The sequence below is a fragment of the Winogradskyella vincentii genome (assembly GCF_020166345.1).
GTDB classification, from domain to species: Bacteria; Bacteroidota; Bacteroidia; order Flavobacteriales; family Flavobacteriaceae; genus Winogradskyella; species Winogradskyella vincentii.
Window position 1 is genome coordinate 22787 of sequence record NZ_JAIUJS010000013.1, and the last position, 12690, is coordinate 35476.

The following is a 12690-nucleotide window of genomic DNA, read 5'->3' on the forward strand; positions in this document are numbered from 1 at the left end:
TTTTGACCGCCCAGTCAGCGCAAAATGATGGGGAAAATTCTACACAATTATTCGCTGACAATGATTTTTTACCAATAAAGTTTAGATACTCTAAAAAGCAGCTAAAAAAAGAGACAAATGACTCTACATATATGAATTCTGTGATTTCTTATGAATCTAAAGAGGGGACTTGGGATACATTGGATGTTGAAATAAGAGCAAGAGGTAATTTTAGACGTAAAACGTGCTTTTTTACACCCATTAAATTGAAGGTTAAGAAATCTAGTGCAAAAGGAACAATTTTTCAAAAAAACCGTAAACTTAAGGTTGTATTTCCATGTTTGAATGAGTACACAAAAGATGATAATGTTCTTAAGGAATATCTTATTTATAAGATGTATGAGATAGCTACTCCATATCATTTTAAGACCAGATTGATTGACGTAGAATTCGATGATGTAAAGAATAAAAAATCAAAGTCTTATCAACTTAAAGGCTTTTTAATTGAAGATTATGACAAGGTTGCTAAGCGATTAAATGGTAAAACAGTAAAACGTGCTTTTTATCCTCAAGGATATGATGATTTATTTGCAGTTAGAAATGCAATGTTTCAGTTTATGGTAGGGAATACCGACTTTTCACCAACTTATAGCCATAACTCAAAAGTTGTTTTTGTAGATAAGAAATTTGTGCCTATATCCTATGATTTTGATATGTCTGGTTTTGTTAACACAAGTTATTCTTTAGTGTCTCAAACTCGTAGAACAGAACTACCAATAGAGGAGGTTACTGAACGCTATTATATGGGCTACAGGCGTGATATGCAGTTATTTGAAAAAGTAAGATTAGAATTTCTTAATAATAAGAAAGAATTTTTAGCGGTAGTTGATAAACATAAAAGCTATTTTGATAGCCAAAAGAGTTATGAAACTGCCAGGTCATATTTAATGGGGTTCTTTGAAATATTAGCGGATAAATCCAAATTCAAGAAAAGGACTTATGACATTGCAACTAAAATGAACTAGTTGTTATTCTCAAACATTTGTTTTATTTCAGGTTTGCTAAGTTCAATTAAAGTGAATACACCTAGCAAAATTCCAAGTATTCCTGTCAGGCAACTTACAACAGCCATTGCGAAAATAAAATTATAATTCTTGATTGATTTCAAGTAACTAGATGCTAAGATTGTAAGTATACCCACTGTCACAGTTATAATTAAACCAATTGCCCCAATTACAATAAGTATTATTCCAGGATTGAAAGGCATGTCATTAGATTGGTCTAGTTCTACAGCACTGGTTACAAAAAATCCTAATCCTGCATAAAACATAAAGAAAATCGCAAAGCAGAGTGTTAGTATACCTTTAATTAAAAATAATACACTAAAAGTGTTAAGGTTATTATTAGACTGCATGATAACGAGATTTAAATATCTATTACCTAAAGATAACAAAACCACCTCAATTTCTTGAGATGGTTCTGTAATATAATTGGTTCGTCATTTGTTATTCGGAATCTTCTTCTACAGGAATAAGATTGTCATCTGGGATTCTATCTATCATTTTGTTATATGGATCAATGCCAGCTTTAACTGGTAATTTGTTCGTAACAAATGTATATTTAGATTGACCAGGTTTTACCCAAATGCGTTCTAAAACTAAAGGTGCTTTTGTTGTAATACCTTGATTGTTAATTGTATCATTATCGAAAACGCCTATTTCAAGTAAATTTGCCTTATCACCCTCTCCAAGTAATTTACCATTACCATCAAAGTAATTTTTGGAACTTTGAATATCTAGAGTAACTTCATATTTGTTGTCATCAAGTTTTTTGTATGAAGCCTCATTAACTTTGTTAGAATACAAGGTAATTTTCTCAAAACTATCTTCTAAATAGTACTTTAAGGAATCTGGTGTTACAGATTTCATATAATCATACCATTCTGTAGTTGTTGTAAAAGGTGCTTTTGGTCTAAATTTGGCAGCTTCAGTATAAGCCTTAAACCCTCTATTAAGATTATCCTCTCCAATTAAATCTTGAAGCGCATAAAGAATCAATCCACCTTTTCTATACCATACGTAAGCTTGATTGTCATTATCCAAGAGTGTTTTCTCAAATTTACTTTCATTTGCCCTGCTTCTAAGATATCTATCTAATTCTTCCTTGAGAAAGCGTTGCATTGCATCTACGCCATATTCTTTTTTCATAACCATTAAGGAAGAATACTCAGCCATAGATTCTGAAATCTGATTAGCCCCTCTAGTGGCAGAAGGTGTTATTTGGTGTCCCCACCATTGATGTGCCACCTCATGAGCAGTAACGGTATAAACATAATCTAGATCATTTGGATCACTAAAATCGCCCACCCAACCAAAACTTTCTGCAAATGGCACTGTGTTAGGGAATGATTGTGCAAATGTTGAATACCTCGGGAATTCTAAAATTCGCATTTGACGATATTGATAAGGACCATAATTTTCGGCGAAATAATCTATTGAATGCTTAACGCCCTTAACAAAACGATCTAGGTTGTATGTATGGGATGGATGATGGAAAATTTCAATATTTACCTTATCTCCGTTTTTACCAGTCCATACATCTTTGTGTACAGCATACTCTGCTGAAGATATATTATAGAAGAAATCAAGTTCACCTTCCATTTTATAGTGGTAATATTTACGTCCATTTTCTTCCCATTCTCTTTGTAAATATCCTGGCATCACAGCGATTTGATTTGGTGCTGTGCTAACCACCCCTTCAAAGGTTACGTAATCAGCATCATCATTAAATAACAAATTACTCAAACCCCAAGGATCTGTCTGATCAGGTAATGAGTAATCCTTAATAGGTAACTCATATTTCTTCCGATCTTGGTCACTGGTAAGTTCTCCTTGAGAGCTGTAGCCAAACGAAGGAAAGAAGTTGTTATTTAAAAAGGTACCATTATATACTATTGTAGATCCAGACCCTTCATTAGGAAATCCTTTATAATTTGCCTCAACTTCTAATGTTAATGAAATGGTGTCACTAGGTTGCAAAGGTGGGTTAAATGCATATATCTCATAGCCAAAATCATCATACTTTTTACCCAGTTTAGGCTCCTTGCCATTAAGCGTGAATTTAGTGACTTTCTTTTTAAGTAAGCCTTCTGGTCCCCAATTTAAATGCAATGAATCAATAACTTCATTAGACTTATTTACCATTATGTAATCCGTTTTAATGGTAGCTGATCGTTCCTCAGGAACCAAGTCTGCATTAACCTTAACATCAATTACTTTAGGTTGAGCGATTTTGTCGTACTGGCTTAATTGCTTTTCATAATCCGCAGATCCTATTGTGCCAGCTTCTACGGTCTGATAATTATTGACAGTTTTGGTATTGTAATTAATAAAAGCACCAGTACCTAAAAAAATTACCAATAAGATAACCAAGGTTGAAAGGGTTCTAATATTCAATCGCTCTTTAGCAAGGGCCCAACGTGCTTTACGACCAGAATCTGTTCCTCGTTTCCAAAATAGGTAACCAATAACAGCCAATACGCCTCCACAAGCTAACCAGTACGTTCTAAACCAAAATAGGGATTGACCAAAATGCCCAAAACCATTCATGTCAGAAACCGTATATCCTGGCGCATAACTGTATAGGTACAAATTGTTGTTTACATCAGCCAAACTATTCAAACCAAAAAGTAGAACCCAAATTGCAATGGCTATAACATGACCCATAAATTTCTTTGTCACTAACGAGTGTACAAAGAAAGCGAGCATGATGAAGATTATATATTTTGGAAATTCTATAAGGTATAAATCCGTGAAATACTTGTCAAATTCAAAATTGAAGTATCCTTTTACAATTTGATTTAAAACGCCACTTATCAAAATCATATTTACCAAAATGAAGCTCACCATTACTAAGGCTAAGAACTTTGATCCGTAGACTATTCGATTTGGTAGAGGAAGAGATCCGAAAATTTGATCATAGTTTACGCTTCGTTCTCTATGTAAAACCTCTCCTGTCATAAAAACAATGAGGATAAAAATTAATATGATATAGGTGAAATCCTTTACCTCTAGCATGTAGTAGGTTAGAGGTAATGAAGGTGTACCATAAATAGGGAAACCAAACCAAGCATCAAAGAATAAGAACAAAACTGCGGCTATAAGGATAGCCCTAAAGAAGTTGTCTTTTATGATGTTTTTAAATTCCATGAATGCCAATCTAAATAGTAGTTTTAGATTTAAGCCATTTGAAAATGCTTTTGAAACTGCTGGAATCTTTGTAAGAGCAGCTACGGTACTCTTTTGATCAGGACTTTCATCCTTCTTTTTAACTTTATAATTCTTGTTTAGGAATTTTATGAAGTCAAACCTAAAAAGAGTGTAGAGAAAGGCCGCAAAACCTAAACCCACCCATATTAGCCTATTCCAAACTAGTACACCACTAAACGGAACTGTCATAGAGTTCTGTTCTTCCGGTGTCCAATACCTTATAATATTATTATACGGTCCAAGTCCAAATGGGTCTAATAGACTTACTAAATTTTTGTTCTCTATATCTTGGGTAAGAGTCAGAGTAATAAGGTAAGTGATAAACAAAATAGCACCACCTGCATAAGCTAGCATTACTTTTTTGGTTAAACTCACCAGAGCAAAGAAGATACAACCAGCAAAGAAAAAGTTTGTCCAATACAGAATCAATGTAGGTTGGAGGTAATGCCAAAAATTAAAATCAGTAAACCTATCAGGTTCAACATATCCTGCAAAAGGACCTATAGCAAATCCAATAATTAATCCTAAGTGCAAGCCTAAACTAACTAAGAAAAGTACAAACATAGAGCCAACAAATCTACCTAGTAAATATCCCTTTTCTGTTACAGGGTAGGAGAAGTAGTAGTTCTCTGTTTTGTGTTCAATGTCTCTGTAAACAGGAACACCCATTATTGCACTAGATAGCATGATACCAAAGATGCTTATCGTAGTAAGCATGGTTGCAATAGCAACTGGAGAATTAACAAATACCTTTTCTGAAGCAGGTCCATTACCACCTATAGAAACAATAAGTCCAAAAATTAAAAGAATACCAAAATAAGCCCAAGTGGCAGGTCTTTTAAATCTATATTTAATTTCGAAGAGAAAAATTTCTTTAAACATAATTGAATGATTTTAAGTTAATTAATTTTCAATTATGCAGAAACCGTCTCCATTCGAGAGGTGATTTCAGCAAAATAAACATCTTCTAAATTCGCATCACTAGCTTCAAATGTAGCATCTGGCTGGTTATCGTTTAAAACATGGATTATGGTTTGTCCTGCTTTTAGATGTGTAGAGATGACCTGCATCTCATCTTTATAATTCTCTAATTCTACTTTTGGAATTGCTTTTTTCCAAATTCGGTCTTTTATACTGTTTGTTAAGTCCGCTGGATTTCCTTTTGCTACAACTTCGCCTAAACATATAATTGCCATATTGTTGCATAAGTTTGAAATATCATCAACTATATGAGTAGATAGTATCACTATTGTATTTTCACCAATTTCACTTAATAGATTATGAAATCTTACACGTTCTGCGGGATCCAAACCTGCAGTTGGTTCATCAACAATAATTAGTCTTGGGTCTCCTATCAGGGCCTGGGCAATTCCAAAACGTTGTTTCATACCACCAGAGTACGTGCCAAGGCTCTTGTTTCTAACATGCCAAAGATTTGTTTTGGTTAACAAAGATTCAACTAAATCCTTTCTCTCACCTTTATTTGACACACCTTTTAACGATGCAATATGGTCTAGCATATTATATGAACTAATTTTTGGATATACTCCAAATTCTTGTGGAAGGTAACCAAGAATTTTACGCACTTTTGATTTTTCGTTTAAGATATCTATATCATCTAATGTTGCACTGCCAGAGTCGGCTTGTTGCAAAGTTGCAAGTGTTCGCATTAGTGACGATTTTCCTGCTCCATTTGGTCCTAAAAGCCCGAACATACCTTGAGGTATATCTAAAGAAACATTTTTTAAAGCCTGGACACCATTAGAATAGGTCTTGCTTAAATTCTCGATTTTTAATTCCATGATTTAGTATTGTTTTTTTGGTTTTCATTAAAGGTATAAAAAATAGAAGGTTTCTGATAATTAATCAGTCTAATGGGGTGAGATTTCTATGTATTTGATTATCAGCAGCGTAAATTAAATTATTGTAGATGCAATACTTACAGTAATTTACATGCCTATTCAATGAGATGAGTATAGTTAATCTAGACCAAATACTGTTTCAATATTTTTGATCACATGTATTAATACCAACGCTTTTTCTTTTTCTTAGAGGCTACACTTTTACGTCCTTTTTTATACTTACTTCCTTTCTTTTTGTGGACGACTGGCTTCGCTTTTGGATCTAATGGATAAGGGTGTTCTGTTTCAATTGGTATTTGAACATTTATATATTGCTCAATTGTTTTTATATAGTTTTTTTCATCAGCAGAACACATGGCATAAGCTTTTCCTATATTGCCAGCTCTACCAGTTCTTCCTATTCTATGAACATAGGTTTCGGCTTGATTAGGCATATCAAAATTAAAGACATTATCGAGTGTATTGATATCAATACCGCGTGCTGCAACGTCTGTAGCAATAAGAATTTTTGCATAGCCGTTTTTAAATTTATTAAGGGCCGTTTGTCTATCGCTTTGGTTTTTGTCTCCATGAATACTGTCAACCTCATAACCATTATTAATCAGTGTTTTTTCTAATTTATTCACGCCAAATTTGGTGCGTCTAAAAATGAGTACATTACCTTTTATAGTATTTCTAAGTAAGTGTAAGCAAAGCTCAATTTTATTGCGTTTAGGTACATAATACAACACCTGACTAACATCTTTTGCAATAGAGTGCGTAGGAGTAACGTCTACACGTTCTGGCACTTTTAGAATGCTATTAGCTAATTGCTCAATTTTATAAGGGATAGTAGCAGAAAACAGAAGTGTTTGTTTATTCTCTGGACACAGGTGATTTATTTTTTTTACATCATCAATAAAACCCATTGCTAGCATTAAATCTGCTTCATCTAAGACTAATGTCTCAATATAATCTAAATTAATATAATCTTGTTTGTGCAAATCGAGTAGGCGACCAGGAGTAGCAACAAGTATATCAATACCCTTCTCTAAAATGTCAATCTGTGGCTCAATAGAAGTGCCACCAAAAATTGCTAAAGATCTTATATTCGAATATTTGGCATAATCTTTAAAATCCTGTTGAATCTGAACTGCTAATTCACGTGTAGGGCTAACAATTAAAGCTCTAATTTTTTTACCGCGTTTTGGTGCATCTTGTTTATCAAATAGCAGTTGGAGAATTGGTAAAGCAAATGCTGCTGTTTTGCCAGTGCCTGTTTGTGCCGAAACAATAACATCTTTTTTTTCTAAAATTAATGGAATAGACTTTTGCTGTACTAAAGTAGGTTCGGTATAACCTGAAGTTTCAATGGCTTTAAGTAATGGTTTTATAAGTTTTAAATCTTTAAATGACATCTAATGGAATTTGAAATAAAGGTAGAATAATAATTTACCAACGCTTAGATATCCAGGCTTTTTGTTCTTGTTCGGACAAAAATGTCCAGGCTATAAACCGGCTAATTTTTTGTCCTTGTCCCATTGTAATTGTTTTAACCTCCTTAGCTTTTACTTTTTCAAAAATCTTATAAGTTGGTTTTAAGGTTGTTTCTTTAGAAATTAAACTTGTAAACCAGAAACATTGTTCACTAAAATGTCGACTTTCATAAATCATATCCTTTACAAAGCGTGCTTCACCACCTTTTGTCCATAATTCGTTTTGCTGTCCACCAAAATTAAGAACCGCTTTGCTCGGACGTCTTCCTTTTAAGTTTTTTAGCTTTTTTAGACTTGCTTTTTCAGCATCTTTTAATGAAGCATGAAACGGTGGATTACACATTGTGAAATCTACTTTTTCTTCAGGTTTTAGAATATCTCTAAAGAATGCATTGGACTGTTCCTGACGTCTAATCTCAACATTAGATTTTAGTTTAGAATTGCCTTGTTCTATTGCCTTTGCAGATGCAATTGCAGTTTCATTGGTATCACTTCCAATAAATGACCAACCATATTCATAATTGCCAATGATAGGATAAATACAACTAGCACCAACACCAATATCTAAACCCTTAATATGATTGCCTTTAGGAATTTCAGAACCATTGCCTTTAAGTAAATCCGCAATATTATGAATGTAATCTGCACGTCCTGGAATTGGTGGGCATAAATAATGTTCTGGTATCTCCCAAAACTCTACACCATAGTGATGTTTTAATAGTGCCTTATTCAAAGCCAATACGGCTTTAGGGTTAAAAAAGTCTACAGACTCATCGCCATATTTATTTGGTGCAACAAAAGTTGCAAGTTCAGGTGCGCTTTTTATTAGTGCATTAAAATTATAACGTTGTCTATGTTGGCTTCTAGGATGAAGTTGTGACTTAACTTTCGGATGTTCTTTTTTCTTTTGCAAATTTATAAGTTATTGGGATGGTAAAGGTAGTTTAAACTTATAGGTTTAAGCTTCTGTTTCCCAGCAATAATATTTAGATAATCACCAATTATATTTAATAACTGTTTTGTCATAAAAAACGGATACTCTTTGCGCGTTCGGTTATAGTTGAGACTAAAATTATTTGATTTGATCGACATTGATCAGCTTTTAGATTTAAGAAAAAACTTCAAACGTTTTTTAAATCTTTTTGGTAGAGCGTCATTATCTATTATTAAGCCTATATGTTCTTTACTTTTATTTTCAGTAAAAAGTAATTCAAATAACTGAAAAATACTTATGGTGTCTTTTGACTGTTCAATAAGTTCAAAACTATCACCAGTTTTAACTTCTCCTCGCTCTAGAACTCTAACATATGTGCCAGAATAACCATAATCTATGAATTGTTGTAAAACAACATCAGTACCAAATTTATGAGCAAACTTAAAGCATGGTTCTCTTGGTATAGTAATTTGCACCAAAGCTTTTCCAAGTTTATAAATGTCACCAATATTTAATTGTTTTTCATCCAAATTTTCTACTGTCAAATTTTCGCCCAACATACCATATGTCCATTCTAAATTTGGGTACAAACTTCTCCAATAGGGATAATGATTGGCCGAAAATAAATAGCAGGCTTTATACTCACCTCCATGTACACGTCTATCTGATACTTCATCACCTCTTACGTTTTCTTTATCTAAAAAGATAGGTACATCGGTAGGTTTTTTATAAATACCAGTTGTGACTTTTTTACCTTTCCAAACAATTGTTGTGGGTTGTGCTATGTTGGTGGATATGATTTTCATGTAAAACGAATCCTAAATATTTACGACTTATGTTTTTTCCATGCTTTAAGCATATCTTTTTCTTTGATTAGCATAGTTTCTAAATTTGCATTGAATTTAGTTTTACGATTAGGATCTACGTTATCAGAATTCCACCAGTTATAGGTATCCAAGACTGTTGTTTTTAATGGCCTGAAAGTTAATCCGGATTCGATAGATTTTGTATTGGATATTCTCGCAGATCCATGATGAGCCTTATCTGCCATGACCCAAGGTATGGAGTAATAAACGCCATTTTCTTTTAAAAAATCATAATCATCAATTTGAACAAAGCTATGATTAGTGTCAAATGTTTTGGAAGCTTCCTTAATGAATTGTGGCATGGTTTGTTTATCCATTGGTCCAACACCATTAAAGGTGCCTGCAGTTTTACTTTCGGCTAGTCTTATAAACCAATCTGCCATATCTCTAACGTCAATATATTGAACAGGATCATCTACCTTACCAGGAATTACTATTTCACCATCTTTTGCGAGCCTTACAGGCCAATGTACAAAACGGTCTGTTCTATCTCCAGGTCCCAACATATAGGTTGGTCTTATAACAATGGTTCTGTCTTTTCCAAAGGCCTTAATAGCCTCAAGCTCTGAATTTGCTTTCATAACACCATATTCCATTTCATACTTTTCATCTTCCGAAAGCCCATCTGGCATTTCTAAAACTAATTTGGTATCTGTAGAAATATTATCTGTTAAATAAGGATAGTAAACTCCTGTAGATGAGGTATACATATACATACCAACATTATCTTTAAGTAAGTTGCCTGTTGCTTTTGTCCATTCAACCTTTCGGCCAGAATTGTCAATTACCACATCCCATTTTCTATTATCTAGGGCCTTAAGATTATCTTCTCTATCACCAATAAGTTGTTCTACATCCTTGAATAATTCGGTGTGAATTTTTGGAATTGTTTTACCTCTGGTAAACGTAGAGACAGAATGACCTCTTGATAAAGCATACGCAATTTGATGAGGTCCTAGAAAACTAGTGCCACCAAGTATTAGAATATTAAGTTTTTTATTAGTAGTGGTTGTAACTTCTTTTTTAGAACCGGAGTTGCAATTTAAAAGTATGCCGCCCATTAATGGTATGCCAATTCCGGCAATAGCACTTTTTTTAATAAATGTTCTTCTTGAGTTAGATTTAGACATTATTAATTAGCTTATTTCTTTAAAGGTATAAAAAAAGCACAAGTAAAACACTTGTGCTTTTTCAGCTATTAATTCTCAGAGAATTACTTGAGTTAGTCTATTTAGTTAAACAAAATTAGAGTAAATCTTTAATTTATAAATTGACATATGTTAATAAATTATATCTGGGTTAATTCTCTACGAATCCTGCTTAAACTCTCTGTAGTAATACCAAGGTAGGATGCAATATGGTAATTCTTTACTCTTTTTTCAATATTAGGATAGGTACTGATAAAGTCTAAGTATCTTTCTTTTGCGGTTTTAGAAAGATTTCCTAGAACCCGTTTTTGAAAGGCAGCATAAGAATTTTCCAATCGTGTGCGTATAAAAGATTCTAAGGTCGGAATTTTTTTAAATAATTCTTCACGATCTTGAAACGACAATTGGTATACAACCGCATCTTGAATCACCTCCAAGTTCATTATTGCTTTAGATTTTAGAAAAAATGAAGTGTAGTCTGTAATCCACCAGCCCTTAATCGCAAATTGCAGGGTATGTTCTTTACCTACTTTATCTACATGATAGGTCCTCAAACATCCTGATTTTACACCAAATGTTTGATCTACCTGTACACCGTTTTTAATAATTAAGGCGCCTTTACTGTAGTTCTTTTTATGTAATACAGTTTTTATGAATTCAATTTCGTGGTCCTTTAATTCTAACCCTTTAAATATTTCAGATACTTCACTTTTTTCAATATGCATTTAAACTCATTTAATATTCTAAATTAAGTTAATCATTATAATCTTAATATTAACGTCCGTTACCTTAAATTCTATATATAAAAAAACCACTTAGAATTTTCTAAGTGGTTTTTAAAATATTAATTACAACCTTTTAAGCCCTTGTTCTAGTTTTTAATAACTCTAAATGTTTTACTTTTTTTATTATACATATCAGTTTCAACTACTTTTAGTAAGTAAACACCATTTTCAAAGGAATTCATGTTGATTTGATGTTCACCTGCATTCAATTCTACTTTATTTACAAGCTTTCCAAGTAAATTGTAAACTTCTATTGAGATATTTATATCAGTCCTTATTTGTAAAATATCCTTCACTGGATTAGGGTATAGTTTTACATGATTACTAAAGTCATTATCATCAACTGATAAATTAGACATAAGTACACAATTTGAAGTTACGGTACATCCATTAACCGTAATTTCAACAGCATATTCACCATCAGCCGTAGGTGCAAATACTTGACTGGTTTCTCCATCAACAGGACTATTTCCATTTGAACAATCTATCCATTGATAGGATGCACCAGCTTGGTTAGCTGTAATTGTTGTAGCATCTGCAGTTATTGAATTGTCAATTTCTGGATCAAAGGTGACATTAATTGTTGCGGATGTTACAGAACAGAGTGTAGTACTAGCGTTGTTTACCTGTACACTAAAGTTACCGTCACTAGTCACATCAATACTTCGTGTAGTTGCGCCATTAGACCATAAGTAGTCTCCGTTTTCATAATCTGCTGTGAGTGTAACGGTATCACCAAAACAAGCCGGTAAACTTGTAGATACAGTAACTGTATTTACAGGTACTTCATAAACCTCTATGGCTTGAGTAGCCACATCAGTTAAGCCTGTACTCGTATCTTCAATAGACAAACTCACATTATAAGTACCAGGTGTATTGAAGGTATGTGATGTATTTACCAAACTACTCGTATCACCATCTTCAAAATCCCATAGCTGATCGTCAAAATCTATACTTGAATTTGTAAAGTTAACAGTGCCACCAGCACAAATTTCAGTAACATCAGTAGTGAAATCTGCAATTGGCAAAATGGCTTTATTGATAGTGTCTGTCATAACCACACTATAGTTTCCATAAATATCCTTAAACTGGGTATTCAATCTGTATTCACCTGCCCAAAGTTGACTTACATCTATTTCTACCAGTGTAAAATTAGCCTCTGCAGGATCTATAGTTGTTGTAACAACTGATGCAGTATCATCATTAAACCAATAGTCATAGGACACTAATACATTATCTGGAAATGTCATTGCTTCAGGTGGTTTTACAAACACCTTGCTCAACATGCTACTCCATTGCCCAAGATCATCTTTAAATCTAATATGAAGGATATTAATGTCATTGACTAAACTGCTAACATCAATATCAGTTAA

General features: G+C 33.3%; 10 protein-coding genes. 1 reads left to right on the plus strand and 9 read right to left on the minus strand.

The window, feature by feature from the left end; all coding sequences use genetic code 11:
- The first annotated feature begins 2 nt into the window (after positions 1–2).
- A complete protein-coding gene (locus LBV24_RS14800; protein ID WP_224479444.1) occupies positions 3–1004 on the plus strand; it encodes a hypothetical protein in 1002 nt (333 codons plus the stop codon).
- Here LBV24_RS14800 and LBV24_RS14805 read toward each other — a convergent pair.
- The 9 genes from LBV24_RS14805 to LBV24_RS14845 form a co-directional block, all read right to left on the minus strand.
- Entirely contained in the window at positions 1001–1393 is a 393-nt protein-coding gene (locus tag LBV24_RS14805) for a hypothetical protein (protein WP_224479445.1), read from the minus strand. The genes LBV24_RS14800 and LBV24_RS14805 overlap by 4 nt on opposite strands.
- Positions 1394–1484: 91 nt before the next feature.
- The gene (locus tag LBV24_RS14810) at positions 1485–5129 is read right to left on the minus strand and encodes an ABC transporter permease/M1 family aminopeptidase (RefSeq protein WP_224479446.1); all 3645 of its coding nucleotides are present in this window, start codon (positions 5127–5129) and stop codon (positions 1485–1487) included.
- A gap of 32 nt (positions 5130–5161) precedes the next feature.
- Positions 5162–6049 (minus strand): ABC transporter ATP-binding protein, encoded by an 888-nt coding sequence (locus tag LBV24_RS14815; RefSeq protein WP_224479447.1) that lies wholly within the window; start codon positions 6047–6049, stop codon positions 5162–5164.
- Positions 6050–6270: 221 nt separating this feature from the next.
- Entirely contained in the window at positions 6271–7506 is a 1236-nt protein-coding gene (locus tag LBV24_RS14820; RefSeq protein WP_224479448.1) for a DEAD/DEAH box helicase, read from the minus strand.
- Between the two features lie 34 nt (positions 7507–7540).
- A complete protein-coding gene (gene rlmF / locus LBV24_RS14825; RefSeq protein ID WP_262902040.1) occupies positions 7541–8497 on the minus strand; it encodes a 23S rRNA (adenine(1618)-N(6))-methyltransferase RlmF in 957 nt (318 codons plus the stop codon).
- 182 nt (positions 8498–8679) lie between these two features.
- The gene (locus tag LBV24_RS14830; protein ID WP_224479449.1) at positions 8680–9324 is read right to left on the minus strand and encodes an MOSC domain-containing protein; all 645 of its coding nucleotides are present in this window, start codon (positions 9322–9324) and stop codon (positions 8680–8682) included.
- A 20-nt stretch (positions 9325–9344) separates the two neighbouring features.
- Entirely contained in the window at positions 9345–10514 is a 1170-nt protein-coding gene (locus LBV24_RS14835; protein ID WP_224479450.1) for an NAD-dependent epimerase/dehydratase family protein, read from the minus strand.
- Between the two features lie 158 nt (positions 10515–10672).
- Positions 10673–11257, minus strand: a complete 585-nt coding sequence (locus tag LBV24_RS14840; protein WP_224479451.1) for a Crp/Fnr family transcriptional regulator — start codon at positions 11255–11257, stop codon at positions 10673–10675.
- 146 nt (positions 11258–11403) lie between these two features.
- Positions 11404–12690 (minus strand): PKD domain-containing protein (locus tag LBV24_RS14845; protein WP_224479452.1); only part of this gene is annotated, 1287 nt, incomplete at its 5' end.

Coding starts and splice junctions, on each gene's coding strand:
- LBV24_RS14805 (WP_224479445.1), bottom strand. CDS start 1,393: ATGCAGTCTAATAATAACCTTAACACTTTTAGTGTATTATTTTTAATT.
- LBV24_RS14810 (WP_224479446.1), bottom strand. CDS start 5,129: ATGTTTAAAGAAATTTTTCTCTTCGAAATTAAATATAGATTTAAAAGA.
- LBV24_RS14815 (WP_224479447.1), bottom strand. CDS start 6,049: ATGGAATTAAAAATCGAGAATTTAAGCAAGACCTATTCTAATGGTGTC.
- LBV24_RS14820 (WP_224479448.1), bottom strand. CDS start 7,506: ATGTCATTTAAAGATTTAAAACTTATAAAACCATTACTTAAAGCCATT.
- LBV24_RS14830 (WP_224479449.1), bottom strand. CDS start 9,324: ATGAAAATCATATCCACCAACATAGCACAACCCACAACAATTGTTTGG.
- LBV24_RS14835 (WP_224479450.1), bottom strand. CDS start 10,514: ATGTCTAAATCTAACTCAAGAAGAACATTTATTAAAAAAAGTGCTATT.
- LBV24_RS14840 (WP_224479451.1), bottom strand. CDS start 11,257: ATGCATATTGAAAAAAGTGAAGTATCTGAAATATTTAAAGGGTTAGAA.